Annotated in this window: 28 protein-coding genes, 2 tRNA genes and 2 rRNA genes; 27 read left to right on the top strand and 5 right to left on the bottom strand. The window is 40.7% G+C overall.

What is annotated here, in order from left to right:
- The first annotated feature begins 20 nt into the window (after positions 1-20).
- The 3 genes from RRU92_RS03120 to RRU92_RS03130 are packed head-to-tail and all read left to right on the top strand — an operon-like array spanning position 21 to position 2,484.
- On the top strand, positions 21-737 hold the full coding sequence (locus tag RRU92_RS03120) for an ABC transporter ATP-binding protein (RefSeq protein WP_021144116.1): 717 nt from the start codon (positions 21-23) through the stop codon (positions 735-737).
- Position 738: 1 nt separating this feature from the next.
- Positions 739-1,821, top strand: a complete 1,083-nt coding sequence (locus RRU92_RS03125; RefSeq protein WP_006154045.1) for an ABC transporter permease — start codon at positions 739-741, stop codon at positions 1,819-1,821.
- 39 nt (positions 1,822-1,860) lie between these two features.
- Positions 1,861-2,484: a TetR/AcrR family transcriptional regulator gene (locus RRU92_RS03130; protein ID WP_049508119.1), complete on the top strand. Its 624-nt coding sequence runs from the start codon at positions 1,861-1,863 to the stop codon at positions 2,482-2,484.
- A 162-nt stretch (positions 2,485-2,646) separates the two neighbouring features.
- Here RRU92_RS03130 and RRU92_RS03135 read toward each other — a convergent pair whose 3' ends face one another.
- The 3 genes from RRU92_RS03135 to RRU92_RS03145 form a co-directional block, all read right to left on the bottom strand.
- A complete protein-coding gene (locus RRU92_RS03135; RefSeq protein ID WP_049503389.1) occupies positions 2,647-2,850 on the bottom strand; it encodes a CsbD family protein in 204 nt (67 codons plus the stop codon).
- A 117-nt stretch (positions 2,851-2,967) separates the two neighbouring features.
- Complete coding sequence (locus RRU92_RS03140) at positions 2,968-3,600, bottom strand: DUF421 domain-containing protein (RefSeq protein ID WP_315640385.1); 633 nt, start codon at positions 3,598-3,600, stop codon at positions 2,968-2,970.
- Positions 3,597-4,049, bottom strand: a complete 453-nt coding sequence (locus tag RRU92_RS03145) for a DUF3290 family protein (protein ID WP_315640387.1) — start codon at positions 4,047-4,049, stop codon at positions 3,597-3,599. The genes RRU92_RS03140 and RRU92_RS03145 overlap by 4 nt, the downstream gene beginning before the upstream one ends.
- Positions 4,050-4,237: 188 nt before the next feature.
- On the opposite strand from RRU92_RS03145, the gene RRU92_RS03150 reads away from it, so the two are divergent.
- The 7 genes from RRU92_RS03150 (at position 4,238) to rpsD (ending at position 11,671) form a co-directional block, all read left to right on the top strand.
- Positions 4,238-5,002: a nucleoside phosphorylase gene (locus tag RRU92_RS03150; protein WP_315640388.1), complete on the top strand. Its 765-nt coding sequence runs from the start codon at positions 4,238-4,240 to the stop codon at positions 5,000-5,002.
- A 32-nt stretch (positions 5,003-5,034) separates the two neighbouring features.
- Entirely contained in the window at positions 5,035-6,414 is a 1,380-nt protein-coding gene (locus tag RRU92_RS03155; protein ID WP_315640389.1) for a TrkH family potassium uptake protein, read from the top strand.
- Between the two features lie 13 nt (positions 6,415-6,427).
- Positions 6,428-7,093, top strand: a complete 666-nt coding sequence (locus RRU92_RS03160; protein WP_075232388.1) for a potassium channel family protein — start codon at positions 6,428-6,430, stop codon at positions 7,091-7,093.
- A 157-nt stretch (positions 7,094-7,250) separates the two neighbouring features.
- Positions 7,251-8,993, top strand: a complete 1,743-nt coding sequence (locus RRU92_RS03165) for an SSURE domain-containing protein (RefSeq protein WP_315640390.1) — start codon at positions 7,251-7,253, stop codon at positions 8,991-8,993.
- A gap of 123 nt (positions 8,994-9,116) precedes the next feature.
- Positions 9,117-9,815, top strand: coding sequence for a response regulator transcription factor (locus tag RRU92_RS03170; protein ID WP_315640392.1), 699 nt, complete (start codon positions 9,117-9,119; stop codon positions 9,813-9,815).
- Positions 9,812-10,864, top strand: a complete 1,053-nt coding sequence (locus tag RRU92_RS03175) for a HAMP domain-containing sensor histidine kinase (RefSeq protein WP_315640394.1) — start codon at positions 9,812-9,814, stop codon at positions 10,862-10,864. Before RRU92_RS03170 ends, RRU92_RS03175 begins: the two co-directional genes overlap by 4 nt.
- Positions 10,865-11,059: 195 nt before the next feature.
- The gene (gene rpsD, locus RRU92_RS03180) at positions 11,060-11,671 is read left to right on the top strand and encodes a 30S ribosomal protein S4 (RefSeq protein WP_000092756.1); all 612 of its coding nucleotides are present in this window, start codon (positions 11,060-11,062) and stop codon (positions 11,669-11,671) included.
- Positions 11,672-11,764: 93 nt separating this feature from the next.
- On the opposite strand, the gene RRU92_RS03185 is transcribed toward rpsD, so the two are convergent.
- Both RRU92_RS03185 and RRU92_RS03190 read right to left on the bottom strand, forming a co-directional pair.
- Entirely contained in the window at positions 11,765-12,931 is a 1,167-nt protein-coding gene (locus RRU92_RS03185; RefSeq protein ID WP_315640399.1) for a site-specific integrase, read from the bottom strand.
- Between the two features lie 148 nt (positions 12,932-13,079).
- Positions 13,080-13,535 carry a helix-turn-helix transcriptional regulator gene (locus tag RRU92_RS03190; RefSeq protein WP_315640400.1) on the bottom strand — a complete coding sequence of 152 codons (456 nt, stop codon included), beginning with the start codon at positions 13,533-13,535 and terminating at the stop codon, positions 13,080-13,082.
- Between the two features lie 203 nt (positions 13,536-13,738).
- Here RRU92_RS03190 and RRU92_RS03195 point away from each other — a divergent pair, with 203 nt between their 5' ends.
- The 17 genes from RRU92_RS03195 (at position 13,739) to RRU92_RS03275 (ending at position 26,996) form a co-directional block, all read left to right on the top strand.
- The gene (locus RRU92_RS03195) at positions 13,739-13,939 is read left to right on the top strand and encodes a helix-turn-helix transcriptional regulator (protein ID WP_315640401.1); all 201 of its coding nucleotides are present in this window, start codon (positions 13,739-13,741) and stop codon (positions 13,937-13,939) included.
- Positions 13,940-13,953: 14 nt separating this feature from the next.
- Positions 13,954-14,202 (top strand): hypothetical protein, encoded by a 249-nt coding sequence (locus tag RRU92_RS03200; RefSeq protein WP_315640403.1) that lies wholly within the window; start codon positions 13,954-13,956, stop codon positions 14,200-14,202.
- Positions 14,203-14,321: 119 nt separating this feature from the next.
- Positions 14,322-14,750, top strand: a complete 429-nt coding sequence (locus tag RRU92_RS03205; protein ID WP_315640404.1) for a hypothetical protein — start codon at positions 14,322-14,324, stop codon at positions 14,748-14,750.
- 2 nt (positions 14,751-14,752) lie between these two features.
- Positions 14,753-14,902, top strand: a complete 150-nt coding sequence (locus tag RRU92_RS03210) for a hypothetical protein (protein WP_315640405.1) — start codon at positions 14,753-14,755, stop codon at positions 14,900-14,902.
- Between the two features lie 204 nt (positions 14,903-15,106).
- On the top strand, positions 15,107-15,559 hold the full coding sequence (locus tag RRU92_RS03215) for a hypothetical protein (protein WP_315640406.1): 453 nt from the start codon (positions 15,107-15,109) through the stop codon (positions 15,557-15,559).
- Positions 15,556-15,762, top strand: a complete 207-nt coding sequence (locus RRU92_RS03220; protein WP_315640407.1) for a hypothetical protein — start codon at positions 15,556-15,558, stop codon at positions 15,760-15,762. The genes RRU92_RS03215 and RRU92_RS03220 overlap by 4 nt, the downstream gene beginning before the upstream one ends.
- 4 nt (positions 15,763-15,766) lie before the next feature.
- Positions 15,767-16,027: a hypothetical protein gene (locus RRU92_RS03225; RefSeq protein WP_315640409.1), complete on the top strand. Its 261-nt coding sequence runs from the start codon at positions 15,767-15,769 to the stop codon at positions 16,025-16,027.
- A complete protein-coding gene (locus tag RRU92_RS03230) occupies positions 16,024-16,539 on the top strand; it encodes a hypothetical protein (RefSeq protein WP_315640410.1) in 516 nt (171 codons plus the stop codon). The genes RRU92_RS03225 and RRU92_RS03230 overlap by 4 nt, the downstream gene beginning before the upstream one ends.
- Complete coding sequence (locus tag RRU92_RS03235; RefSeq protein WP_315640411.1) at positions 16,532-17,986, top strand: virulence-associated E family protein; 1,455 nt, start codon at positions 16,532-16,534, stop codon at positions 17,984-17,986. Before RRU92_RS03230 ends, RRU92_RS03235 begins: the two co-directional genes overlap by 8 nt.
- 327 nt (positions 17,987-18,313) lie before the next feature.
- Positions 18,314-18,460, top strand: a complete 147-nt coding sequence (locus RRU92_RS03240; RefSeq protein WP_315640412.1) for a hypothetical protein — start codon at positions 18,314-18,316, stop codon at positions 18,458-18,460.
- 92 nt (positions 18,461-18,552) lie between these two features.
- Positions 18,553-19,704 carry a phage major capsid protein gene (locus RRU92_RS03245; RefSeq protein WP_410530773.1) on the top strand — a complete coding sequence of 384 codons (1,152 nt, stop codon included), beginning with the start codon at positions 18,553-18,555 and terminating at the stop codon, positions 19,702-19,704.
- A 3-nt stretch (positions 19,705-19,707) separates the two neighbouring features.
- Positions 19,708-20,538: a hypothetical protein gene (locus tag RRU92_RS03250; protein WP_315640413.1), complete on the top strand. Its 831-nt coding sequence runs from the start codon at positions 19,708-19,710 to the stop codon at positions 20,536-20,538.
- Positions 20,539-21,447: 909 nt separating this feature from the next.
- Complete coding sequence (locus RRU92_RS03255; protein WP_315640415.1) at positions 21,448-21,912, top strand: sigma-70 family RNA polymerase sigma factor; 465 nt, start codon at positions 21,448-21,450, stop codon at positions 21,910-21,912.
- Positions 21,913-21,984: 72 nt separating this feature from the next.
- Positions 21,985-22,056: transfer RNA gene (locus RRU92_RS03260), tRNA-Glu, on the top strand.
- A 242-nt stretch (positions 22,057-22,298) separates the two neighbouring features.
- A 16S ribosomal RNA gene (locus RRU92_RS03265) occupies positions 22,299-23,844 on the top strand.
- A gap of 50 nt (positions 23,845-23,894) precedes the next feature.
- Positions 23,895-23,967, top strand: a tRNA-Ala gene (locus RRU92_RS03270).
- A gap of 125 nt (positions 23,968-24,092) precedes the next feature.
- Positions 24,093-26,996: ribosomal RNA gene (locus RRU92_RS03275) — 23S ribosomal RNA — on the top strand.
- Together the 16S and 23S rRNA genes with 2 tRNA genes alongside form the textbook arrangement of a ribosomal RNA operon.
- The last annotated feature ends 4 nt before the right edge of the window (positions 26,997-27,000 follow it).

Raw genomic sequence — 27,000 nt, forward strand, 5'->3', positions numbered from 1 at the left:
ACTCACCTAGGAGGATTCAAATGAAAAAATTGTTACATTTAAAAGATTTAGAAAAATCTTTTGGTCGTCAAATGGTCTTAGATCACGTTGGTTTTGATTTACAGCCTGGAGAAATCATTGGTCTAATCGGTCCATCAGGTGCTGGTAAATCAACTATGATTAAAACCATGCTAGGAATGGAAAAGGCGGATAGCGGTATCGCTTTAGTCTTGGACCATACTATGCCAAATCGTCATATTTTAGGTGATATTGGCTATATGGCTCAGTCTGATGCTCTTTATGAGGCCTTGTCAGGTCAAGAAAATCTAGAATTTTTTGGTCAGCTAAAAGGGCTATCCAAAAGAGATCTGACAGCTGAAATTGCCCATGTGGCTCAAGTTGTGGATCTGACAGAGCATTTGAATAAAACGGTATCCGGTTATTCTGGAGGAATGAAGCGACGCTTGTCTTTAGCCGTCGCGCTTCTGGGGAATCCTCAGCTCTTGATTTTGGACGAACCGACAGTTGGAATCGACCCTTCTCTTCGAAAGAAAATCTGGAAAGAATTATTCGCGCTTAGAGACAATGGGGTAGGGATATTAGTTACTACCCATGTTATGGATGAAGCAGAGTTAACGGATAAGGTCGGCTTATTATTAGGTGGAAAAATCATTGCTTTTGATACACCGCAACACTTAAAAGATAGTTATCAAGTTTCAAGTATTGAAGAAGTCTTTTTGAAAGCAGAAGGAGAGTAAGATGAGAACCATTGCTATTGCTAAAAAAGTTATCAAAGAATTGCTTCGTGACAAACGAACCTTGGCTATGATGTTTGTAGCGCCGGTATTTATTATGTGGCTGATGAACCTCATGTTTTCAGCTAGTACAACCGTGAATGTCAAGTTAGCGACACAAGATCTACCAACTGGTTTGGTAACAAAAATGGATGAGCTCGATCATGTGGACGTCGAGACTTATCAAGACTTAGATCAGGCTAAAAAAGCTCTAGCTGACGAGAAAGTAGATGCAGTCATATCGTATAAAGATGGTGAGTATCAGGTCGACTACGCAAATACGGATGCTTCTAAAACAACTATGACACGACAAGTGTTACGAACAAGTATCGTCAATGAAGGCACCGATCAGTTATTATCTCGTGTCAAACAAGCTCTTCCACAATTGAAATTAGATGAAAAGGCGCCTGAAATCAAAGAATCTTACCAATATGGAGATAAAAATACTGGATTCTTTGCACGTATGATTCCAATTTTAATTGGCTTTGTGGTCTTCTTCTTTGTCTTTTTGATTTCTGGTATGGCACTGTTGAAAGAGCGAACAAGTGGAACCTTGGATCGCTTGTTAGCAACCCCAGTGAAACGTTCTGAAATCGTCTATGGCTATATGTTGTCTTACGGTATTATTGCGATTTTTCAAACGGCAGTTGTCGTTTTAGCAGCAATTTGGCTACTAGATGTAGAAGTTGTAGGAAATATTTTAAATGTTATAATAGTTAATGTGGTACTGGCTCTTGTAGCACTAGCTTTTGGAATTCTCTTGTCTACTCTAGCAAAATCAGAATTCCAAATGATGCAATTTATTCCTCTCGTGATTATGCCCCAACTTTTTTTCTCAGGAATTATTCCATTGTCATCCATGGGAGAATGGGCTCCAACTGTGGGGAAATTTTTGCCATTAACCTATTCTGGTGATGCAATAAGCCAGATTATTCTTTACGGACACAATCTTGGTGATATTTTGTCAAATCTTGGTGTTTTAATGATTTTCTTGATCATTTTAACAATTCTCAATATTGTTGGATTGCGTCGTTATCGTAAAGTTTAGAAATCAACATAAATAATGCTAAAAAGGTGTGAAGATTGGATGGATAAGACTGTTTTTGAATCGTTTGAAGATTACTTAGAAGAAGCGAATTACCCTCAAGGAAAGAAAAAAATCATGCAGGCAGCAGTGGATCTCATATCAACCAGGAGTTACCATGGGACCTCAACTCTTCACATAGCTGAGCGTGCTGGACTAAGCCAGGCAACTTTGTTTAAGTATTTTAAGACGAAGGATGATTTACTGACGGCTATTTTACATCCTGTAGTCCCAGGCATTCTCGGTAGTTTTTTTGAGGAACTCTTAGCTTTTGAAACGACAGAAGAGAGGGTTCGTTATCTCGTCCATAATCGTATGAGCTATCTCAAAAAAAATCGTGCCTTGATGAAAATCATTCTACAAGAGAGTTTTTCAAATAAAAAACTAAAAAATGAACAGATTTTTATCTGGAATGCTATTCAAGATAAACTTCGAGTGCTTCATAAGGAATTGCTAGCAGATCCACGTGTAAATCCAGAGATAACGATTCCTCAAATGGTTCGCATCTGTATAGGTCCATTGTTAGCTTACTTCTCTCAACTATATGTCGTTGGCGTCAATGGCGAAATGAGAGAAGAGGACTTAGGCTTATTGGAAAAACAAATCTTAGGTGGTTTGTGGAAATAGGAGGAGTATAGGAATTAGTTCTTTTTGCTTTAGGTTGAGCAACACATCATAAGAAGTATTTTCTAATATTAAAAAACATAATAATTTAAAGAAAAAACTCTTATCCCTAGCATATTAACAGCTTGGAATAAGAGTTTCTTATGTTATTAGGACGAGAAAGAATTATTCTCCGTCTTTTTTAAAGATGTTTTTTACACCAGCTACTGCACCTTCGACAGCTTCTTTTGCATCTTCAGCAACTTCTTTAGCTTTTGAAGCTACTTTTTCTGCAGCTCCTTCTGCTTGAGTTTTAGTATCGCCAGTTAGTTTACCAAAACCTTCTTTAACAGAACCTTTAGCTTGGTTGAATTTTTCTTCGATTGACATGGGGGATACCTCCGTTAATTTTTGTATTATCTAAATTACATCAGATATTAATTTAAGTATACACCCTTTATTATTAAAAAGCAAAAAACTGATACGAAAAGCATCAGTTTATTTTTTTTAATAGGTTACAACATTCAATTGACCTTTATCATATTCGGCGATAAAGATATTAGACACTTCTTCGAAGCCTTCTTCTTTCAATTGTTCTGTTAGCCACTCTTCAGTTTTGCCAATGGTTTCTAGAATTTCAACTTGGACAACGCCGTCTGTAATGACTGGGTACTTAGGATTCTCGTCACCCATTCTTACGACAATTAGTTGTCCGTTTTGCTCAATCACAGCTCTCTTGACTTCCTTTAGTTGGAAAATTCCTTGAGCACGCAATTTAAGAGCTACATCTGCAGCTGCAAGACCTTTTGAGCGACAAGCTTCTGGATCTAATTTCCCATTTTTAATGATAATCGTAGGTTTTCCGTCAATCAGATGTTTAATGGAGGAAACATTAGTATTCAGCCATTTGAGGAGCAAAATGAGAATAGTCCAAATAATGAGGATAACAATGTATTGGATGATGGTGATTGAACTATTGTAGATGATCCCGCCGATAATACCCCCGAGAACAAAGTTCTGTATTTGGTCTACTGCAGAACTTGGTGCTAGATTTCCTTTACCTGTTACATTGATAACAAAAACAAGAGACAGAAGCCCCAAGGCCAATTTAATCGCAATTGTAGCAAAAAAGCTTATCATTTTTCAACCTCCACGAGTTCAACATCTGATTTATACAGTTCCATTTTTTCTAATAAATAGCTATCTTGGTCAGTTCCGCTAATCGCACGATAAAAATTGTCACCAACCTTAATAATAGCTCCATCGGTTATAGCCGAAGTATTGACATAAACATCTTTTTTATCAACACCTAACTCTTTTGATACAATCTCGATGAAGTGTAAGGAACTACGAAATTGATTATCATTGGATTGACTGCTTTGAAGATTCGTAATGCTAATCAATACAAAAGCAATTAAAGTCAAAATAGAAATAATCGATAATTCACGGAACTTACTTCCTCTCTTATCTTTAAAAGCCTTAAATGCAAAAAATCCAGTCACGATAAGCAGTAAAGCTGATACAATAATCATGACCCAATTCTGTTGACTAATCTGACTGAGCACATAGTCATAGGAATAGAATTTCATAAGAACCTCCACTTTTTTTAAAAATTCAATCTATTATAAACTATTTCTTAAGCTATAGCAATTTTATTATGACGAAAAAAGCATTTAATTGTTGTTTCCTATTTAAATTCAATTTTTCTGAATTGCGACTCGACCTTGACTTTCTTTCTATTTTTGATACAATAGTAAAAATTTAGAGGAGGTATTCTATGATTCAGAAACACGCTATTCCTATTTTAGAGTTTGATGACAATCCTCAAGCAGTTATCATGCCCAACCATGAAGGCTTAGATTTACAGTTGCCAAAGAAGTGCATCTATGCGTTTTTGGAGGAGGAGATTGACCGCTATGCTCAGGAAGCGGGAGCAGAGTGCGTTGGGGAGTTTGTGTCTGCCACTAAAACCTATCCTGTTTATGTCATGAGTTACAAGGGTGAGGAAGTGTGTCTGGCTCAGGCTCCTGTTGGTTCTGCCCCTGCAGCCCAGTTTATGGATTGGTTGATTGGTTACGGTGTGGAGAAAATCATTTCCACTGGTACTTGTGGAGTACTAACTAGTATAGAAGAAAATGCCTTTCTGGTTCCGGTTCGTGCCCTGCGTGATGAAGGAGCTAGTTACCATTATGCACCCCCTTCTCGTTATATGGATGTACATGTAGAAGCGATTTCTGCTATCGAGCAAGTCTTGGAACAACTAGGCATTCCTTATGAAGAGGTTATGACTTGGTCGACAGACGGTTTTTACCGAGAAACAGCTGAAAAAGTTGCCTATCGTAAGGAAGAGGGATGTGCAGTTGTGGAGATGGAGTGTGCAGCTCTTGCAGCAGTTGCCCGGCTTCGTGGAGTCGTGTGGGGACAACTTCTATTCACAGCAGACTCTCTAGCAGATTTAGAAAATTATGATAGTCGCGATTGGGGTGCAGAAGCTTTTGATAAGGCGCTAGGTATCTGTCTTGAGATCGTTAGTCATATGTGACTGCTTTAACTGTTTTATGGTACAATGTAGCTATGTTATTCAAATTAATTGTTGAAAAAATAAATACCGTTCTAGGGCGTTTATCACCTGCTCGTCGAATTTTTTTAAGTTTTGCTTTGGTTATTTTCGCAGGCTCTCTCCTTTTGAGTCTGCCATTTGTGCAAGCAACAAGCTCCCAAGCGACCTATTTCGACCATCTCTTTACAGCAGTATCCATGGTCTGTGTGACAGGACTTTTTACCTTACCTGTCGCTTCGACCTACAATGTCTGGGGGCAGCTGATCTGTATGTTCTTGATTCAGATTGGTGGTTTGGGTCTCATGACCTTTATCGGAATTTTCTATATCCAGGGCAAGCAAAAACTCAGTCTTCGAGGTCGAGAAACGATTCTGGAGAGCTTTAGCTTCGAAGAAACCCAGTCTCTGAGGGATTTTCTACGTTCCATCTTCGTGACGACTTTTCTAGTAGAAGGCTTCGGAGCCTTTCTGCTAAGTTTTCGTTTTGTCCCCGAGTTTGGTTGGGGACGGGGACTTTTTACTTCCATTTTCGTAGCTATTTCAGCTTTCTGTAATGCTGGTTTTGATAATTTTGGAAGTACAAGTTTAGTAGCTTTTCAAACTGATCCTTTGATTAATTTAGTGATTGCAGGATTGATTATTACGGGTGGTCTAGGTTTCATGGTTTGGTTCGACTTGGCTACCCAATTAGGAAAGAAGAAAAAGCGTCGTCTTCGTTTCCATACTAAGCTAGTCCTCTTCTTAACAGCGGGGATTTTATTTGCTGGAACAGTTTCAACCCTCTTGATAGAGTGGAACAATTCGGGAACGATTGGCAATCTCAGCTTCCCTGATAAATTGCTGGTTAGTTTCTTCCAAACTGTCAGCATGAGAACAGCCGGTTTTGCTTCTATTGATTTTACTCAGGCTAGACCTGTTACCTTGATGATCTATATTTTGCAGATGTTTCTGGGTGGGGCACCTGGCGGTACAGCAGGGGGACTAAAAATCACAACCTTCTTTGTCTTGTTGGTATTCGCACGCAGTGAACTTCTAGGGTTACCTCATGCAAATGTGGCTCGGAGAACTATTGAACCTCGGACAGTTCAAAAATCATTCAGTGTGTTTATTGTTTTCTTATTGACTTTTCTGGTTGGCTTGATTTTACTAGGAATAACAGTAGAAGGGAATCCGAAATTTATCTACCTGATGTTTGAAACTATTTCAGCGCTTGCCACGGTTGGAGTAACAGCTAATTTGACACCAGAGTTAGGTAAGCTAGCGCTTAGCGTCATCATGCTATTGATGTTTATTGGGCGAATCGGACCTCTGACGCTATTAGTTAGTTTGGCTGAGTATCGACCAGATAAGAAAGATATGATCCACTATATGAAAGCGGATATTACCATAGGATAAGAAAGGATAAACTATGTCAGATCGGACAATCGGAATTTTAGGCTTGGGTATTTTTGGGAGTAGTGTTCTGGCTGCTCTCGCCAAGCATGATATAAATATTATCGCTATTGACAACCATGAGGAACGAATCAATCAATTTGAACCAGTCTTGGTGCGTGGTGTTGTTGGAGATATCACCGATGAAGAGCTCTTGCTATCAGCTGGAATTGATACCTGCGATACCGTAGTCGTCGCAACTGGTGAAAATCTAGAGTCTAGTGTTCTTGCAGTCATGCATTGCAAGAGTCTGGGTGTACCGACTGTTATTGCTAAGGTTAAAAGCCATACAGCAAAAAAAGTCCTTGAAAAAATCGGTGCAGATTCAGTCATTTCACCAGAGTTTGAGATGGGGCGTTCGTTGGCACAGACGATTCTCTTTAATAACAGTGTGGATGTCTTTCAGTTGGACAAGAATGTCTCGATTGTCGAGATGAAAATTCCACAGTCCTGGGCAGGGCAGAGTCTTAGTCAACTAGACCTTCGAGGACGGTACAATCTCAATATCCTCGGTTTTCGTGACTACGAAAATGCTCCCTTAGATGTACAGTTTGGACCAAATGATTTATTAAAATCGGATACCTATATCATGGCGGTGATTAATAACCAATATTTGGATACCCTAGCAAGCCTTAGTGAGTAAAAGAGGAATGACTATTCTTTTTTTCAACGACTATTGAGTCAATATAAGTATTTTATAAGAGGGATTTAAGAAAAATTTTAACTTTTTCTTAATCCTTTTTAATTTTAGGAGATTATACTAGAGTCATCAAATAAAGAAAAACTCTAAGGAGAATCCTATGAAATTCAATCCAAATCAGAGATATACTCGTTGGTCTATTCGCCGCCTCAGTGTAGGTGTTGCTTCAGTTGTTGTGGCTAGTGGCTTCTTTGTCCTAGTCGGTCAACCAAGTTCTGCACGTGCTGATGTCGTCAATCCGACTCCTGCCCAAGTCGTGCCAGACGCTACTTCGGTGAGTGAAAAGAGCGACTTACCAGCAGAGGTTCTCAAAAAAGCAGTCGATGTAGATCTTTCTTCAGAACAGTCTGCTCCAACACCTAAAGCAAGTGTGGATACGACAAGCTCTCCAGAAAAAGCGGATGTGACTGCTAAAGACCAAGTGGTAGCACCCAAAGAAGAAGTGCAAGCCCGACCAGAATCTAAGAAACAAACAGAAGATGCGGTTAAACCTGCGGCAAGTGAAGCTCAATCAGCAACCACTCCAGCTGAAGTCCAAAAAGGCGTGGCTGACAATACTAAAGACACAGTAGATGTTCCAGCTACTTACTTGGATAAAGCCAACTTCCCAGGTCCATTCACAGCCGGTGTTAACCAAGTTATCCCATATGAATTCTTCGCTGGTGACGGTATGTTGACTCGCCTTATCTTGAAAGCCTCAGACAAGGCCCCATGGTCAGACAACGGTTCAGCTAAAAATCCAGCTCTCCCACCAGTAGAGAAATTGGGCAAAGGTCTTTACTTCTACGAAGTGGACTTGGCAGGTACTCAAGGTAAATCAGATAAAGAGCTGCTTGACCTTTTGAAACAAAATGGTACGAAAAGCTACAAGGCAACCATCAAGGTGTACGGTGCCAAAGATGGCAAAGCTGATTTGAGCAACCTCGTAGCAACTAAAGAATTGACAGTGAACTTGAATGGCTTGACTACTCCAGCTGAAGTGCAAAAGGGCGTGGCTGACAATACCAAAGACACAGTAGATGTTCCAGCTACATACTTGGACAAAGCTAATTTCCCAGGTCCATTCACAGCCGGTGTTAACCAAGTCATTCCATATGAATTCTTCGCCGGTGACGGTATGTTGACACGCCTTATCTTGAAAGCCTCAGACAAGGCTCCATGGTCAGACAATGGTTCGGCTAAAAATCCTGCTCTCCCACCAGTAGAGAAATTGGGCAAAGGTCTTTACTTCTATGAAGTAGATTTGGCAGGAACTCAAGGTAAATCTGATAAAGACTTACTTGATCTCTTGAAACAAAATGGAACTCACAGCTACAAGGCAACTATCAAGGTTTATGGTGCGAAGGACGGCAAGGCAGACTTGAGCAACCTCGTAGCTACAAAAGATTTGACAGTGAACTTGAATGGACATCAGTCTCTTGTTCCGATGCAGTCAGGTTCCGTCCCATCTTCTAATGGTTCAGCTATGACGGCTCCAATGATGAATAGTCATCAAGATGCGTCCAATATGAAATCTCACATGCCAGCTGCTAGTCAGGATAAGATGATGCCTAACAAAGAGCAGGACAAAACCATGAATACCAGACAACCTATGGCAACACCAAGTATGAAACAAGATCAAGTTTCAGCAGCCACAAGCAAAATGCCTGATGAAGGCAAGATGGCATCTAATAACAAGATGTCAAGTCCGATGATGGCTGATCAAATGAAAGGCAAAAAAGACATGCTTCCATATACTGGAGAAGACCAAACATCAATGGCTCCTATTGGCTTCCTTGGACTCGCCTTGGCTGGACTACTAGGTGGCCTCAGTTTGAAAGCTAAAAAAGAGGAAAATGACTAGTCTAGCTACAGACTTTCTATCTAGGATTTGAAAAACCCAGATATAGTTTAGAATGTTCGTAAAGCGATTAAAATAGTGTTATACTATTGTAGTATAGCACTGTTTTTTTCAAAGGAGAGATAGATGGGAAAGACCATTTTACTCGTTGACGACGAGGTAGAAATCACAGATATTCATCAACGCTATCTGGTTCAGGCAGGGTATCAGGTTTTGGTGGCTCATGATGGAGTAGAGGCCTTGGAAATCTTCAAGCGAAAACCGATTGATTTGATTATTACAGATATCATGATGCCTCGGATGGATGGTTATGATTTGATTAGTGAGGTTCAGTATCAATCTCCAGATCAGCCTTTTCTCTTTATCACGGCTAAGACCAGTGAGCAGGACAAGATTTACGGTTTGAGCTTGGGGGCAGATGACTTTATTGCCAAGCCATTTAGCCCTCGTGAGCTGGTTTTACGTGTCCACAATATCTTGCGTCGCCTTCATCGTGGAGGTGAGACAGAGGTCATCAGTCTCGGGGATTTACGGATGAATCACGGTAGTCATGAGGTCTATATCGGAGGTGTATCGCTTGATTTAACAGTCAAATCCTTCGAACTTTTATGGATTTTAGCAAGCAATCCAAAGCGGGTTTTCTCTAAGACAGATCTCTATGAAAAGGTCTGGCAAGAAGACTATGTGGATGATACCAATACCCTGAATGTTCATATTCATGCTCTTCGACAGGAGTTGGCTAAACATGCCAGTGCAGAAACGCCTACCATCAAAACGGTTTGGGGCTTGGGCTACAAAATTGAGAAAGCACGAGGTAGTCAATGAAATTAAAAAGTTATATTCTAGTGGGTTATATCATTTCAACACTCCTAACGATTATCGTAGTTTTTTGGGCAGTCCAGCGAATGCTAATTGACGAAAGAGAAATTTATTTCCTAGTGGGGATGACTCTCGTGGCTAGTTTTGTCGGTGCTGGGATTAGTCTCTTTCTCCTATCACCAGTCTTTACTTCATTGGGCAAACTCAAGGAACATGCCAAGCGAGTAGCGGACAAGGACTTTTCTTCAAATCTGGAGGTTCAAGGGCCTGTGGAATTTCAGCAATTAGGCCAAGCCTTCAATGAAATGTCCCATGATTTGCAGGCGACCTTTGATTCCTTGAAAGAAAGCGAACGAGAAAAGGGCTTGATGATTGCCCAGCTATCGCATGATATCAAGACTCCAATCACTTCAATCCAAGCGACGGTAGAAGGGATTTTGGATGGGGTTATCAAGGAAGGAGAACAAGCACATTATCTAGCAACTGTTGGGCGCCAGACGGAAAGACTCAATAAACTGGTTGAGGAGTTGAATTTTTTGACTCTAAATACAGCTAGAAATCAGGTCGAAACAATCAGCAAGGACAGCATTTTTCTGGACCAACTCTTGATTGAGTGCATGAGTGAATTTCAGTTCTTGATTGAGCAGGAGGAGCGAGATGTCCATTTGCAGGTAATCCCCGAGTCTGCCCGAATTGAGGGAGATTATGCCAAACTTTCTCGTATCTTGGTGAATCTGGTCAATAACGCTTTTAAATACTCTGCTCCAGGAACCAAGCTGGAAGTGGTAGCTAAACTGGAGGATAGCCAGCTTTCAATCAGTGTGACCGATGAGGGACAGGGCATTGCCCCAGAGGATTTAAAAAATATTTTCAAACGCCTTTATCGTGTAGAAACTTCTCGTAACATGAAAACAGGTGGTCATGGCTTAGGTCTTGCGATTGCGCGCGAATTGGCCCATCAATTAGGTGGAGAAATCACAGTTACCAGCCAGTACGGCCTAGGAAGTACCTTTACTCTCCTTCTCAACCTTTCTGCTAGTGAAAATAAAGCTTAACCCCCCCTTTACAAATCTAGCCATTCATGGTAAAATGGATTTTGTGTGAAATATCAGCAGGAAAGCATGAAGCTCGTCAACAGGTGTCTTATAATAAGTAACCTTGGCTGTTTAGGCGAAGGGCATCTGCACGAATCAGGGCTTTCTAAGTGACTATTTCCACCGAAATATTATTTATATCAGGAGGACATTCACATGTCACGTTATACAGGACCATCTTGGAAACAAGCTCGTCGCCTTGGCCTTTCACTTACAGGTACAGGTAAAGAATTGGCACGTCGTAACTACGTACCAGGACAACACGGACCAAACAACCGTTCTAAATTGTCAGAATACGGTTTGCAATTGGCTGAAAAACAAAAACTTCGCTTCACTTACGGTGTAGGTGAAAAACAATTCCGTAACTTGTTCGTACAAGCTACAAAAATCAAAGGCGGAATCCTAGGTTTCAACTTCATGCTTCTTTTGGAACGCCGTTTGGATAACGTTGTTTACCGTCTTGGTCTTGCGACTACTCGTCGTCAAGCTCGTCAATTCGTAAACCACGGTCATATCCTTGTTGACGGAAAACGCGTTGATATCCCATCATACCGCGTAACTCCAGGTCAAGTGATCTCAGTTCGTGAAAAATCATTGAAAGTTCCAGCAATCCTTGAAGCAGTAGAAGCTACTCTTGGACGTCCAGCATTCGTATCATTCGACGCTGAAAAATTGGAAGGTTCATTGACTCGTTTGCCAGAACGTGATGAAATCAACCCAGAAATCAACGAAGCCCTTGTCGTTGAATTCTACAACAAGATGCTTTAATTTTAAGAAATATCTTACTGAAAGCCTACAACAGTGGGCTTTTTGCTTTGTCTTAAAACGTTGATTTCTGGGTTTGTTCAGTTATTTGTTCAGTTATAAACTTTTTAGTGCAGTTTCATAGAATGAGACTGCTTTTTTTGCGTTCTCTTTTGAGAGGTGGCTATAAATGTCCATAGTCATGGATAAAGTGGAATGTCCTAAACGGTGCTGAAGTTCCTTGTAAGGTATTCCAGAGTTAAGCAAGAGACTAGCGTGAGTATGTCTGAAACCATGAAAGCCTATATTAGTTACCTTTGCCCGTTTAAAGTGAGTTCTTAACCGAGTCTGTAAGGTTCGATTATTAGGGTACTCATGAATAAAGTCAGAAAATACCACAGTTTCAGAGCGCCCAAGTTGCCAAGCTTCTTGTACTTGTCTGTGTTTGTACTGCTTCAGCATACTAACAGTCGCTTGATCTATATCTATATCCCTAAGACTTGATTTTGATTTTGGACTATTAGTTTCTTGTTTGTAATTTAAAGTCTTTGTGATATGCACAACGGCATTATCTAAGTCAATATCAGACCAGGAAAGAGCTAAAGCTTCATTGATACGACAACCAGTAGCAAGTAAGAATTTATAAAGTGTATTCTCGTAGTAATAACGAAACTTATTCAAGTTTAAACTATCGAGATAATCAAGAAATTTTTTTAATTCCTGGTTATCAAAGTGCTTTACTTTTTCTCGATTTGCTTTTTGTGTGTTGCGAGGTAATATTACCTCACGAGCAGGATTAAAAGATATAGCTTGCATAACTACACCATACTGTAAAATACGCTTATTTAGAGCGTGTAAGCTATCGTAATATAGAAATGCCCCCTCTTCCCCTTTATTGGTTTTGTCAGCAAGTTTGTTGACTATGCTTTGAATAAGTGGGGTAGTTAGTTTATCCAGCTTGTAAGCACCGAATAAAGGTAAGATATGGTTATCTAGTAACCTTCTAACGTTTAACTGTGTGTTAGGTTTTACTGTATGTTTGTAGCTTTCCCACCAGAGAGCAGCAAGCTCTTTGTAAGTTGTAATGGTTGACGCCTGAAACCTGGTAGATCCATTTTGTAAAAAAGCAATTTCAGCTTCTTTTGTCTTTTGCTTAAGTTCTTTTTTTGTCCTTCCAGTTATGCTTGTTTTTACATCTTTGCCAGTAACTTTATCAATACCAAGATAGACATTAGCACGATATACTATTGAACCGTCTTTTTTTGTGATTTGTTTGATTTGCATTGTATTCCTTTCCATCAGCAGGCAAGCAATTAGAAAAGGTTTTGAGTTTAGTCCATGCGAGGGGCTATGAGAACCTCCTTATTTTCGATTTTAAGCAGTCAGACGGTAAATTGTACCAGAATAAGAAACAAGGCGGATATGGTGCTTATTATTCGCTTTTTTCTTGGTTTGTAAAATGATATTCATCTTTTTCATCTAATGGAAAGGGATATATCTGGTTTACTCCAAAAGTTTCATCAGAAGAGACTAGCAAGTTAAATATTAGGACTAGATTTCTATCCTTTACTTTCATATCTTCGTCTGATACAAATTGGACAAATCTTTTAAAGCGATTTTCTTGTTTTTTGAAATGGAGTTCATCAAATTCTTTTACAGTTGGGAGTTTTCGGTGTAATTCTTGAAGTTTCTCCCACTCTTCTTCCTGATTTAATAAATAAGCAAGAGGTACACCGAAATAATCAGCTAGTTGAGCAGCATTTTTGAGAGTAATTTGACTTTCTCCATTTTCCCACCGAGATATAGTTTTTTCATTTATTTTTAAAAAGTTGGCTATTTCTTTCTGAGACTTCTTTTTTTCTTTTCTTAATTCTTTCAATCTATTCATTATTCATAATACCTTTCGTTGCTAATTATAACATTTATTTTTAAAAAAAGACAAAAATGTCTGTAAAAAATTAAAAAAATGCTTGACGTGGACAAAAATGTCTGATATTATAAAACGTGTAAAGGACAAAAATGTCCGTTCTCTCCAACCTTTTACACTTTCAATCTATTTATGGAGGGATATTTTTAGAGAGGAGGAAACCTATGGGGAAACTAAGAGGTTATCGAGTTATGTTAGGACTGACTCAGCAACAAATGGCGGATAAGCTAAAAATTTCTTTGCAGTCATACAACAACAAAGAATTAGGTAAAACGCTATTCAATGACAAAGAACGCCTAGAGATTAAGTCAATGGTTGCAGAAATCGAACCAGACATAACAATAGACGAACTATTTTATAGTTAGAAAGGAGCGAACTAATGGACAACGATTTTAAGACAGTTACAAATGCCAAGGGGCTAGAAATTCCCAAGTATTTCAAGGATTTTAAAAAGCTAGTTGAGAAAGACAGACAACTAGCCGAGTATCTTTGTATGAACTACGAGGGCTTAGAAAGTGAAGACCTGGGCGCATTTCTTGAAACAGTTGAGCAGGGACTCAGCTGGATTCTTGATCTTATCGAAAGTAAAGACTTGCTATATAAACCCAAGTCAGGGACAAAAGCATGAAACAAGATAACAAAAAAAGTCACTTGCTCAAATTTTGGACGAGGCGAGCAAGCGACGAAATCTAGGGTATAGATATTTTTTCTATACCTTGATTATAGCATAGAAAGACAAGGTACACAATGAGAAAACAACATCAAGCAGTAAAATTCAAGGATATTGCTGAAAAATTGCCTGAACTGGAGGGCAAAAACTTAGAAGAAATCGCAGGAGTGTTAGGCTACCGTAACCTAGATAGTTGCAAGGTTAATCTTTACAATCTCAGACAAAACAAGCGACTAGGTTTTAAAGTAGAAAAAGGAGTTTACACTAAGTTTGAACTCTTGGACGATACTGTAAAAGAAGAACTAGAAGACAAGGAACTTGGGGAACGTGGTCGCTATTTGAAGAGTGTAGACCGCTACAAGGCTATGTTAAATGCCTTTTCTATAGCCTTTGATAGCACAGTTAAGGCAGAAACTAGACAAAAAGCAGAACATGACGGACTGAAAGCCTTGGATAGGATTCCAGATAAATACTATGCCTTACTTTATGACATGATGGAGGGCTAGAAGTGGAAGAAAAAACACATTTTGCTAGATTCATGCGTAGAGCTATGGAGTTAGCAAGGCAATTACATAGTAAAGAAATCCAACGTGATGAATTTGATAGAGCCTGGAAAAGATTAGGCGATCAAATCGAAAACGAAACAAAGAAAAACTAAAAAACCGAAAAGCAGGCAAGCAATTAGAAAAGGTTTTGAAAATCAAGTGCTGACAGGGCGAGTCTAGGCACTTGTTTAGAAAAAATGTGGGTGATTACCCACGAAACACCGCTACAAGCGTACGGCAACATGGGGAAAACGCCCAGCGTTTGGAGTGGTGCTAATCATGTATAGGAAACAGGCAAGAAAAAGGAGTAGTAGACTATGACAGAAACAACATACGATATTATCGCTAAAAACTTGGATAGAATTAGTATGGAATTACACCAAGCAGACGAAAACAATGATTTTTTAAGAATAGGACTCTTATCAGGACAATTAAAAACTATCAAAGAAAATTTACACCGCTTACTTTGGATTGAACTTCCTGAATTGAATGAATGCCATAAAATAGAGGCAGTCTCTAAAAGCACTACGGGAATGTTTTTCCACCCTGGTATTTTTGAAATGGACGCTATGCGACAATCCTTCTTTAAACGTCAAGCTAAGCACTTTTTTGACAACGAAGCAGAGCAACAGGCGTATATAGAACATGCTGAAAAGGAGTATTTAGAGGCTACTGTAACCTTGAAGGATATCATTTTTAAGTCTAAAAATGGGACTCAGAAAGTAAGTAAAGACTGTCTTATAGAGCAGTTTGAGGAGGCGATGAAATGAACGAGCTAGACTTAAGCAACACACAGGCGATTTTTGTTTCCGTGCTATTGATTGGCTTACTGGTTTATCTAAACCGCCGAGACCGTAAAAAAAGCGCCCAAATGGAGCGAGGAAGTACACAGACGATAGAAACACCTAGCGAGGGTTTAAGCCCTTATTATGGGCGATATATTCAACTTGCAGGGGTGAGACCATGGGGGTGATGATATGTTTGAAAAGATGATTGAGGAACTCAAAACAAAAATATTAGAAGCTATCGAACGTTACCTAAAAAGCCGTGAAAAAGTACCGCCGAGACTCACGGGCTTAATTACAGCTCAGGAAACAATGGAAGAGTTAAGCATAAAGTATAAAACACTTCAAAAGTGGGAAGCTGCAGGTTTAAGGCGTTACCAACCTCCACTGGATACCAGAAAAACATACTATAAAGTGACAGATATTCTAAAATTTTTGGGGGTGGATGAATGAGAGTGATGGAGTTGATTTTATCCGCTGATAAATTATCATTATTCGCCTTTCTCAAGTCTAACCCTACCCAAGTATGGAAGAATGGCAACTACTATAAGTTTGTGTACTACGAGCCGATAGGTGAGGGGCTGACGGATTTTCACTACAAAGGCTTATATTTAGCTATCAGAGACGATAAAAACCATAAGGAAGGCTGGGAACTAACTAGATCATTGGAAATTGCTTTGGCTAGTCCTGACTTGCTGACGATCCTGAAAGATTTAGAAGTAAACAAATTGACAGAGCAACGGCAGGGGCTTGGCGTGGAGCTGAAAGGTTGGGTTTTTGACCTGATTTGTAACGGGATTTATACCAGATATGAGACTTCGGTCTTTATTCGTTTACTATTTGTGAATGGCTACAGTTTTAGTCAGCTGGTGGACTTGTTTTCTGCAATCGTCAAACGGAAAGAACTAGCCAGCTATTTCCTAGAAGTAGCAACTAAATTCTATAAGGAGGTAGCTTTTGAATAGTGAAGAAATTGTAAATAAAATCATTGAAGAGAATCAGCCAAGAGCATCGCCTACCGTGGTGGACTTGACCCAAGCAAGGGAGACCAACGAGGAAAACAATAGCCTGAATCTAACACCTAAAACCAAAGGGAAAGGCTTTGCCATAACCTTGGACAATCTCAAGAAGATTTTAAGTGGAGATAGCAAGCTGAAAGGGGCTATACAGTACAACACCTTTACTTATGAAATTGATGTGACAAAACCAACAAAGTTGAACGGTAGAACCTTAAGCGGTACAATCGATGATCTGATTATCAGAGAGATAAGGGCTTATATTGCTACCAAGTATAAGATGGATTATAAAAAAGGGGATATCGCTGATATTTTGGAAGTAGTAGCTGGAGAGCATAGCTACAACCCTTTAAAAGACTACCTGGAATCATGCGAAAGCGAGTATAAAGAACTAGTGAATCAGCGAGATCCGTTTGATATTCTAAGGCATTATCTCAATATCAAGGATGACGAATATAACCGTATTATCATTGACTTGTTTTTTCGTGGAGCAGTTGCAAAGGTGTTTGATCCCACTATTAAGTTTGACTTTGTGCTGGACTTGACCGGAAGGCAGGGAGTGGGAAAGACTCAATTTTTTGAGGGGCTTTTTACTCACAAGTATTTTACAACCGTTGAAACTTTCACAGATAAGGATGACAAGGCTAGGATGGTGAGAAACTGGTGTGTGTTTGATGATGAAATGGTGGCCAGTAAAAAGGCTAGTTTTTCAGAATTAAAGAAATTCATCACAGGAACCAAGCTAGAGTTTAGACCGCCTTACGCTTCAAGCGATAGGCGACGTCCTAAGAGTTTTATTATTGTGAGGGCGACCAATGATCATGATTATTTAAACGACCTGACAGGGGAAAGGCGCTTTCTGGTTGCTGAGGTACACAAAGACACCGCCTATAAGGGCAGGAAGTGGACAGAGAAAGACCGTAGACACTTTTGGGGTGCTATGGTGTTAGCCTGGAGATCTAACCAGGTGTTGAACCTGACAGATGAACAGGAAAAACTAGTAAACGATGTAAGAAGTCGTTACAAGTTTGTAGATGAAACCCTTGAAGATTTGGAGCGTTATTTAGCTTTACCTTTTCCTGAAAAAATGTACCGTTACCCAGTTACAGACAGAACCAGGTATTACTATATTTATGACATGATGAACGAGGGTTATTTTAGAAATAGTAAAGGTGGAACAGTTGAACTTGACACAGACACCTATGGCGAACTAGTAGAACGTGACAAGATGACTATAAACCTATTCTTCCAAGAAGTCTATCTAACTGACAAAGCACCACCAAAGGATAAAGCAAAGGTTAAAAAGTACATGCAAAATAAAGAGGGATGGGAACACAAACGATCTTTAAAATTTGGAAAAAGTGTTAAGCCTGGTTACTCAAAACCTAAAAGGTAGTTAGGGTAGTCACTAACTCAAAAAATGACTACCTTTAAGAGAGTGGCTAGAACCTTTAAACAAAAGGATTTAAAAACAAGGGTAGTTTTTAAGATTTTACTGACTACCCCCTAAACCCTTGATGTGATTGACTTTTATATTAAAAAGTAGTTATTTTAAATTATTTATAAGTATATAGAGTAAATAGAGTTAAGGTGTTTATTATTATTTTTTTGAGCGAGAGGTGACTACCTGACTACGCTTTTTGCAAACCCTTGGGACTGTAAGGAGGAGGTGGTAGTCACTAGATACCCCAAAATGACTACCTTTTTAGAGAAAAGAGGATATATGAACGAATTACATAAAGGTTGGATTTACTTCCTAAATCGTGGTATAATTAAGAGTGTAAAGTTACCAGAATATGGTGACATTCGGTTGATAATTGCAGATGGTATTGTGACCATGGTAGAAACCAAAACACAACAAAAATTTTAAATACTGACTTGAAAACAAGAGGTAGGACATAAGACGTAAATTACGTTTTTTGTTCTACCTTTTTTACTTAAGAATGAAAGGAAATAAAAAATATGACAATGAGACTTAAAGGACAAACAAGAAACGAATATATGCAAGCTAGAGAAGCGTTTATGAATGCAGTAAAAACTAATGCTCCACAAGATCAGCAAACAGAACTTTATGGTGATATGTTAGACAAAATGCAGGAACATATGATCGAAGAAGCTAAAACCGCATCATATTTAGGAGATGGCTTTACATCACAGCCTAATACTTTAAAGGGCAATGAAATGGTATTCTTTAATGAGTTTGATAAGAATATCCCTAAAGGGGTGGAAAAACTTCTCCCAGAGGAGACGATTGACAGAATTTTTGAAGATATAAAATCAGAACACCCTTTACTTGAAAAAATTGGACTAAAAAACCTAGGGATCCGACTGAACTTTTTGACATCAGAGCGTAGCGGTGGAGCAGTCTGGGGTAAGATTTTTGGAGAAATCAAAGGGCAACTAAAGGCCAGCTTTGGAAGCAGACAAGAAACTCAGCATAAATTAACGGCTTTTATCGTGATCCCGAAAGATTTCAAAGAACTCGGGCCAGCTTGGATTGAAAACTTTGTCAGAACACAATTGACAGAATCCTTTGCGGTAGCATTGGAAGAAGGGTTTTTAAATGGTGATGGTGATAATAAACCTCTAGGACTAACAAGAAAATTGACGGGAGTAGCTCAAGGTTCAAATATTACTTACCCTAAAAAAGAAAAACAAGCTTTAAAATTAACTTTTGAAAATCCTAAAGAAACCGTAAACCAGGTATCAGAGATCTTCAAATTTCACTCTGTAAAGGCTGATGGAGTTAGTTTTGTCGATACGACAAATAAGATTGTTCTTGTTGTGAATTCAGAAGAAATTTGGGAGATCGAGAAGAAACTAATTAATTTCACAGACAGCGCAGCATATAACAAAGCGATACCTCTAAATTTACAAATCATTCCTTCAATCTCTCAAGAAAAAGGGAAGGCGACTTCTTTCATTCAAGGACGCTATGATGCGGTTTTAGGTGGAGGCATTAACCTACAACGCTATCAAGATACGTTGGCGCTTGAAGATATGGATCTCTATGTGGCTAAGCAATTTGCTTATGGTAAGGCTCATGATGAAAAGACTGCTGCAGTTTGGGAGCTTGATTTCTCAAAAAATCAAGAGCCAGGTATTGGAGGTTAATCGATGAATAGCATTGATGTTATCAATCTCTTCCTTTTGTATCAGGACTATAATCTAGTTTATGTTAATCCATTTCATGAACTCATGAAGAATCTTTTTCATAAACTGAATGAAGCAGAAGCTACAGAATTCTTCAGTAAGCAAGAGGAAGTTAAAAAAGAAATACTAAACGAAATTGAAGAGTATAAACAAGACTACACTTCGATTTTAAGCGATATGTTTTTGACAACACGTCAAAAAGAAAATCAGTTAGAAAATGAATTTAAACAGCGAGAAAAAGCCATCAGGGAAAAGTCATTAGCATATTTTAAAGATTGGAAGGAGTTTTCTCAGAACAAAATTTCACCTTTAGTTACTGATATGGCATCAACACTACAAGAAGAAAATAGTCTTTATCGTTCTGATATCTTTGAGTTTTTAGATAAGCTAAAGAGCTTTTACACTATCGAATCTCACGAGGTAGCTGCTGATGGATTTTTGAGAAGTAAACTCTTAGAGGAATATCAATTCAAGAATGTTGATAAGAAGTTTAAAGACAAGTACTATTACATTAACAAAGGGCAGCAACGATACTATGAGCAGGCCATTCTTAAAGAAATGGAACACTATAATCTTTCTCCAGATATGATTTTATGGAGTGACTTACTTCTAGAAGAGTTAGTACAAGATGATAAAATCAAGGGACATAGTGTTGAAGAATTTACAGAGTATATCTCTGGAGTGGTAGATGATTTTATAGATCAGAAAGAGCAAGAACTTATTAAACAAAGGGAAGTCTTTAATGATCTACCAGAGAAAAAGAAAAATATTATTTCTAAATTCTTTGGGCAATAAACAAAAAGAAGATGGGTTCGCGCCTATCTTTTTCCTTGTTCTTTTATGAATTCCTTGTTTTAAGGAAACAGTGAATTCATATTACAGTATCTTATAAAACACTTGATAGAGTAAGGAAGTAACTCACTAAGCGAATTCAATAGAATGTGTAAAACAATGAATTGGTAATTAAAATTATAGAAAGAATATGTAAAGAAATTGACTCAAAAGACAAGATTAGACACAGGAAATAAAAAAAGAAGTTTTTAAAGATATTGTGTAATTTTTAAATTTTCTTAAACACCCCCCGGTCAAAAAAATCGGAAATTTTCAAAGACGCGGGTAAGCGGCCTGCACAAGACTGTCCAAATTTTTAACAAAAAATTAAGGGGGTGGGGGGTAGGTCAGAAAAACTTACTTAAAAATAGAAAACCAACAATTTTTTTGTTATACTTGCATCAGGTATTGAAATATAAGATAAAAAAATATAGAATAATTTCCTATATAATGGGCTATAAAAAAAGCACGTCTTAACCGTGCTAGTTTCTTGCCTGCTGAACTCATTAAAAATAGAGTTTCATGTTCAGTGATTTGTGGAGTAAGACAGAAACTCCTAGACATTAAAAAGAAACATGAAAACAACTAGACACCCTAATATCAACCATTAGGAGAATATAAAGCAACTTGCTGAATAGTCAAAAAAGCGATACAACAAAATGCTTTAATTTTAAGAAATATCTTACAGAAAGCCTACAACAGTGGGCTTTTTTCTTTACATGAAAATTAGACTGTGAAAAACTAGTCACCTTTATGTGAATTACAAACTTATAATCCATAACATTACAGACTCAAAAAAACACAAGACAGAAACCAAAGCCCTTCTTTCCCCCTTTCTCTGCTATACTACAAGCAGAGAAAGGGGGAAAGCAAATGCTTGAAAAGTATTATGAGAAGGTAAAAGGAATTGTCCATAGATGTCGAAAAGATTACTATCTCCACCTGTGGGAAAAAGAGGATTGGGACCAAGAAGGACTGATCTGTCTCTATGAACTCCTCGAAGCCCATCCAGAATTAGTGGAAGAGGAAAAGAAACTCTACGTCTACTTCAAAACAAAATTCCGCAATCGAATCCTAGATAGCGTCAGAAAGCAAGAGAGTCAAAAACGTCGCCTAGACCGAATGGCCTACGAAGAAGTAGGGGAGATTAGCCATCGCCTACCAGAAGGAGGATTGTGGCTGGATGATTACTACGCCCTTCATGAATTGTTGAATACTTATAGAAGAAAGTTACCAGAAGATAAGCAAGAAGCCTATGAACGCCTCTGGGCAGACGAACGATTTAAAGGCCGCAAAGCCCTTCTCAGAGAGCTGAAGGAAACATTACAAGACTTCTAAAAAAAATTAAAAAAAGGTGTTGACAAAGTAAGAAAAGTCGGTATAATAGTAAGAGTTGAAAATAACAACTCCGGTCCGTTGGTCAAGGGGTTAAGACACCGCCTTTTCACGGCGGTAACACGGGTTCGAATCCCGTACGGACTATAGTATGAAGCAGATGAAACACTAGATGAAAAAAATTAAAAAAAGTTTCAAAAAAGTGTTGACAAGCGAAAGCGACTGTGATATACTAATATAGTTGTCACTTGAGAGAAGTGAGTGACAAAGACCTTTGAAAACTGAACAAGACGAACCAATGTGCAGGGCACTACAACTAAGGTTGTAGTACTGAACAATGAAAAAAACAATAAATCTGTCAGTGACAGAAATGAGTGAGAACTCAAACTTTTAATGAGAGTTTGATCCTGGCTCAGGACGAACGCTGGCGGCGTGCCTAATACATGCAAGTAGAACGCTGAAGGAGGAGCTTGCTTCTCCGGATGAGTTGCGAACGGGTGAGTAACGCGTAGGTAACCTGCCTGGTAGCGGGGGATAACTATTGGAAACGATAGCTAATACCGCATAATAGTAGATATTGCATGATATCTGCTTGAAAGGTGCAATTGCATCACTACCAGATGGACCTGCGTTGTATTAGCTAGTTGGTGAGGTAACGGCTCACCAAGGCGACGATACATAGCCGACCTGAGAGGGTGATCGGCCACACTGGGACTGAGACACGGCCCAGACTCCTACGGGAGGCAGCAGTAGGGAATCTTCGGCAATGGACGGAAGTCTGACCGAGCAACGCCGCGTGAGTGAAGAAGGTTTTCGGATCGTAAAGCTCTGTTGTAAGAGAAGAACGAGTGTGAGAGTGGAAAGTTCACACTGTGACGGTATCTTACCAGAAAGGGACGGCTAACTACGTGCCAGCAGCCGCGGTAATACGTAGGTCCCGAGCGTTGTCCGGATTTATTGGGCGTAAAGCGAGCGCAGGCGGTTAGATAAGTCTGAAGTTAAAGGCTGTGGCTTAACCATAGTACGCTTTGGAAACTGTTTAACTTGAGTGCAAGAGGGGAGAGTGGAATTCCATGTGTAGCGGTGAAATGCGTAGATATATGGAGGAACACCGGTGGCGAAAGCGGCTCTCTGGCTTGTAACTGACGCTGAGGCTCGAAAGCGTGGGGAGCAAACAGGATTAGATACCCTGGTAGTCCACGCCGTAAACGATGAGTGCTAGGTGTTAGACCCTTTCCGGGGTTTAGTGCCGCAGCTAACGCATTAAGCACTCCGCCTGGGGAGTACGACCGCAAGGTTGAAACTCAAAGGAATTGACGGGGGCCCGCACAAGCGGTGGAGCATGTGGTTTAATTCGAAGCAACGCGAAGAACCTTACCAGGTCTTGACATCCCTCTGACCGCTCTAGAGATAGAGTTTTCCTTCGGGACAGAGGTGACAGGTGGTGCATGGTTGTCGTCAGCTCGTGTCGTGAGATGTTGGGTTAAGTCCCGCAACGAGCGCAACCCCTATTGTTAGTTGCCATCATTCAGTTGGGCACTCTAGCGAGACTGCCGGTAATAAACCGGAGGAAGGTGGGGATGACGTCAAATCATCATGCCCCTTATGACCTGGGCTACACACGTGCTACAATGGCTGGTACAACGAGTCGCAAGTCGGTGACGGCAAGCTAATCTCTTAAAGCCAGTCTCAGTTCGGATTGTAGGCTGCAACTCGCCTACATGAAGTCGGAATCGCTAGTAATCGCGGATCAGCACGCCGCGGTGAATACGTTCCCGGGCCTTGTACACACCGCCCGTCACACCACGAGAGTTTGTAACACCCGAAGTCGGTGAGGTAACCATTTGGAGCCAGCCGCCTAAGGTGGGATAGATGATTGGGGTGAAGTCGTAACAAGGTAGCCGTATCGGAAGGTGCGGCTGGATCACCTCCTTTCTAAGGATAAGGAATGCACATTGGTCTTGTTTAGTCTTGAGAGGTCTTGTGGGGCCTTAGCTCAGCTGGGAGAGCGCCTGCTTTGCACGCAGGAGGTCAGCGGTTCGATCCCGCTAGGCTCCATTGGTGAGAGATCACCAAGTAATGCACATTGAAAATTGAATATCTATATCAAATAGTAACAAGAAAATAAACCGAAAACGCTGTAGTATTAATAAGAGTTTATGACTGAAAGGTCAGAAAAATAAGGTTAAGTTAATAAGGGCGCACGGTGGATGCCTTGGCACTAGGAGCCGAAGAAGGACGTGACAAACGACGATATGCCTTGGGTAGCTGTAAGTAAGCGATGATCCAGGGATTTCCGAATGGGGGAACCCAACAGGTACTACCTGTTACCCATATCTGTTAAGGATATGAGGAGGAAGACGCAGTGAACTGAAACATCTAAGTAGCTGCAGGAAGAGAAAGCAAAAGCGATTGCCTTAGTAGCGGCGAGCGAAACGGCAGGAGGGCAAACCGAAGAGTTTACTCTTCGGGGTTGTAGGACTGCAATGTGGACTCAAAGACTATAGAAGAATGATTTGGGAAGATCAGCCAAAGAGAGTGATAGCCTCGTATTCAAAATAGTCTTTGTACCTAGCAGTATCCTGAGTACGGCGGGACACGTGAAATCCCGTCGGAATCTGGGAGGACCATCTCCCAACCCTAAATACTCCCTAGTGACCGATAGTGAACCAGTACCGTGAGGGAAAGGTGAAAAGCACCCCGGGAGGGGAGTGAAATAGAACCTGAAACCGTGTGCCTACAACAAGTTCGAGCCCGTTAATGGGTGAGAGCGTGCCTTTTGTAGAATGAACCGGCGAGTTACGATATGATGCGAGGTTAAGTTGAAGAGACGGAGCCGTAGGGAAACCGAGTCTGAACAGGGCGAATTAGTATCATGTCGTAGACCCGAAACCATGTGACCTACCCATGAGCAGGTTGAAGGTGCGGTAAGACGCACTGGAGGACCGAACCAGGGCACGTTGAAAAGTGCTTGGATGACTTGTGGGTAGCGGAGAAATTCCAAACGAACTTGGAGATAGCTGGTTCTCTCCGAAATAGCTTTAGGGCTAGCGTCGACATTAGAGATTCTTGGAGGTAGAGCACTGTTTGGGTGAGGGGTCCATCCCGGATTACCAATCTCAGATAAACTCCGAATGCCAATGAATTATGGTCGGCAGTCAGACTGCGAGTGCTAAGATCCGTAGTCGAAAGGGAAACAGCCCAGACCACCAGCTAAGGTCCCAAAATAATTGTTAAGTGGAAAAGGATGTGGGGTTGCACAGACAACTAGGATGTTAGCTTAGAAGCAGCTATTCATTCAAAGAGTGCGTAATAGCTCACTAGTCGAGTGACCCTGCGCCGAAAATGTACCGGGGCTAAAACAATTTACCGAAGCTGTGGATACCTTTATAGGTATGGTAGGAGAGCGTTCTATGTGTGAAGAAGGTGTACCGTGAGGAGTGCTGGAACGCATAGAAGTGAGAATGCCGGTATGAGTAGCGAAAGACAGGTGAGAATCCTGTCCACCGTAAGACTAAGGTTTCCAGGGGAAGGCTCGTCCGCCCTGGGTTAGTCGGGACCTAAGGAGAGACCGAAAGGTGTATCCGATGGACAACAGGTTGATATTCCTGTACTAGAGTATGTAGTGATGGAGGGACGCAGTAGGCTAACTAAAGCAGACGATTGGAAGTGTCTGTCTAAGCAGTGAGGTGTGAATTGAGTTAAATGCTTAGTTCTATAACATTGAGCTGTGATGGGGAGCGAAGTTTAGTAGCGAAGTTAGTGACGTCACACTGCCAAGAAAAGCTTCTAGCGTTTAAACATACTCTACCCGTACCGCAAACCGACACAGGTAGTCGAGGCGAGTAGCCTCAGGTGAGCGAGAGAACTCTCGTTAAGGAACTCGGCAAAATGACCCCGTAACTTCGGGAGAAGGGGTGCTGACTTTAAGTCAGCCGCAGTGAATAGGCCCAAGCAACTGTTTATCAAAAACACAGCTCTCTGCTAAATCGTAAGATGATGTATAGGGGGTGACGCCTGCCCGGTGCTGGAAGGTTAAGAGGAGTGCTTAGCGGAAACGCGAAGGTATGAATTGAAGCCCCAGTAAACGGCGGCCGTAACTATAACGGTCCTAAGGTAGCGAAATTCCTTGTCGGGTAAGTTCCGACCCGCACGAAAGGCGTAATGATTTGGGCACTGTCTCAACGAGAGACTCGGTGAAATTTTAGTACCTGTGAAGATGCAGGTTACCCGCGACAGGACGGAAAGACCCCATGGAGCTTTACTGCAGTTTGATATTGAGTGTCTGTACCACATGTACAGGATAGGTAGGAGTCTAAGAGATCGGGACGCCAGTTTCGAAGGAGACGCTGTTGGGATACTACCCTTGTGTTATGGCCACTCTAACCCAGATAGGTGATCCCTATCGGAGACAGTGTCTGACGGGCAGTTTGACTGGGGCGGTCGCCTCCTAAAAGGTAACGGAGGCGCCCAAAGGTTCCCTCAGAATGGTTGGAAATCATTCGCAGAGTGTAAAGGTATAAGGGAGCTTGACTGCGAGAGCTACAACTCGAGCAGGGACGAAAGTCGGGCTTAGTGATCCGGTGGTTCCGTATGGAAGGGCCATCGCTCAACGGATAAAAGCTACCCTGGGGATAACAGGCTTATCTCCCCCAAGAGTTCACATCGACGGGGAGGTTTGGCACCTCGATGTCGGCTCGTCGCATCCTGGGGCTGTAGTCGGTCCCAAGGGTTGGGCTGTTCGCCCATTAAAGCGGCACGCGAGCTGGGTTCAGAACGTCGTGAGACAGTTCGGTCCCTATCCGTCGCGGGCGTAGGAAATTTGAGAGGATCTGCTCCTAGTACGAGAGGACCAGAGTGGACTTACCGCTGGTGTACCAGTTGTCTTGCCAAAGGCATCGCTGGGTAGCTATGTAGGGAAGGGATAAACGCTGAAAGCATCTAAGTGTGAAACCCACCTCAAGATGAGATTTCCCATGATTTTATATCAGTAAGAGCCCTGAGAGATGATCAGGTAGATAGGTTAGAAGTGGAAGTGTGGCGACACATGTAGCGGACTAATACTAATAGCTCGAGGACTTATCCAAAGTA

Origin of the sequence: Streptococcus sp. DTU_2020_1001019_1_SI_AUS_MUR_006, from assembly GCF_032340315.1 — a bacterium.
Lineage (GTDB): Bacteria > Bacillota > Bacilli > Lactobacillales > Streptococcaceae > Streptococcus.

Coding starts and splice junctions, on each gene's coding strand:
- RRU92_RS03120 (WP_021144116.1), top strand. CDS start 21: ATGAAAAAATTGTTACATTTAAAAGATTTAGAAAAATCTTTTGGTCGT.
- RRU92_RS03125 (WP_006154045.1), top strand. CDS start 739: ATGAGAACCATTGCTATTGCTAAAAAAGTTATCAAAGAATTGCTTCGT.
- RRU92_RS03130 (WP_049508119.1), top strand. CDS start 1,861: ATGGATAAGACTGTTTTTGAATCGTTTGAAGATTACTTAGAAGAAGCG.
- RRU92_RS03135 (WP_049503389.1), bottom strand. CDS start 2,850: ATGTCAATCGAAGAAAAATTCAACCAAGCTAAAGGTTCTGTTAAAGAA.
- RRU92_RS03140 (WP_315640385.1), bottom strand. CDS start 3,600: ATGATAAGCTTTTTTGCTACAATTGCGATTAAATTGGCCTTGGGGCTT.
- RRU92_RS03145 (WP_315640387.1), bottom strand. CDS start 4,049: ATGAAATTCTATTCCTATGACTATGTGCTCAGTCAGATTAGTCAACAG.
- RRU92_RS03150 (WP_315640388.1), top strand. CDS start 4,238: ATGATTCAGAAACACGCTATTCCTATTTTAGAGTTTGATGACAATCCT.
- RRU92_RS03155 (WP_315640389.1), top strand. CDS start 5,035: ATGTTATTCAAATTAATTGTTGAAAAAATAAATACCGTTCTAGGGCGT.
- RRU92_RS03160 (WP_075232388.1), top strand. CDS start 6,428: ATGTCAGATCGGACAATCGGAATTTTAGGCTTGGGTATTTTTGGGAGT.
- RRU92_RS03165 (WP_315640390.1), top strand. CDS start 7,251: ATGAAATTCAATCCAAATCAGAGATATACTCGTTGGTCTATTCGCCGC.
- RRU92_RS03170 (WP_315640392.1), top strand. CDS start 9,117: ATGGGAAAGACCATTTTACTCGTTGACGACGAGGTAGAAATCACAGAT.
- RRU92_RS03175 (WP_315640394.1), top strand. CDS start 9,812: ATGAAATTAAAAAGTTATATTCTAGTGGGTTATATCATTTCAACACTC.
- rpsD (WP_000092756.1), top strand. CDS start 11,060: ATGTCACGTTATACAGGACCATCTTGGAAACAAGCTCGTCGCCTTGGC.
- RRU92_RS03185 (WP_315640399.1), bottom strand. CDS start 12,931: ATGCAAATCAAACAAATCACAAAAAAAGACGGTTCAATAGTATATCGT.
- RRU92_RS03190 (WP_315640400.1), bottom strand. CDS start 13,535: ATGAATAGATTGAAAGAATTAAGAAAAGAAAAAAAGAAGTCTCAGAAA.
- RRU92_RS03195 (WP_315640401.1), top strand. CDS start 13,739: ATGGGGAAACTAAGAGGTTATCGAGTTATGTTAGGACTGACTCAGCAA.
- RRU92_RS03200 (WP_315640403.1), top strand. CDS start 13,954: ATGGACAACGATTTTAAGACAGTTACAAATGCCAAGGGGCTAGAAATT.
- RRU92_RS03205 (WP_315640404.1), top strand. CDS start 14,322: ATGAGAAAACAACATCAAGCAGTAAAATTCAAGGATATTGCTGAAAAA.
- RRU92_RS03215 (WP_315640406.1), top strand. CDS start 15,107: ATGACAGAAACAACATACGATATTATCGCTAAAAACTTGGATAGAATT.
- RRU92_RS03220 (WP_315640407.1), top strand. CDS start 15,556: ATGAACGAGCTAGACTTAAGCAACACACAGGCGATTTTTGTTTCCGTG.
- RRU92_RS03225 (WP_315640409.1), top strand. CDS start 15,767: ATGTTTGAAAAGATGATTGAGGAACTCAAAACAAAAATATTAGAAGCT.
- RRU92_RS03230 (WP_315640410.1), top strand. CDS start 16,024: ATGAGAGTGATGGAGTTGATTTTATCCGCTGATAAATTATCATTATTC.
- RRU92_RS03240 (WP_315640412.1), top strand. CDS start 18,314: ATGAACGAATTACATAAAGGTTGGATTTACTTCCTAAATCGTGGTATA.
- RRU92_RS03245 (WP_410530773.1), top strand. CDS start 18,553: ATGACAATGAGACTTAAAGGACAAACAAGAAACGAATATATGCAAGCT.
- RRU92_RS03250 (WP_315640413.1), top strand. CDS start 19,708: ATGAATAGCATTGATGTTATCAATCTCTTCCTTTTGTATCAGGACTAT.
- RRU92_RS03255 (WP_315640415.1), top strand. CDS start 21,448: ATGCTTGAAAAGTATTATGAGAAGGTAAAAGGAATTGTCCATAGATGT.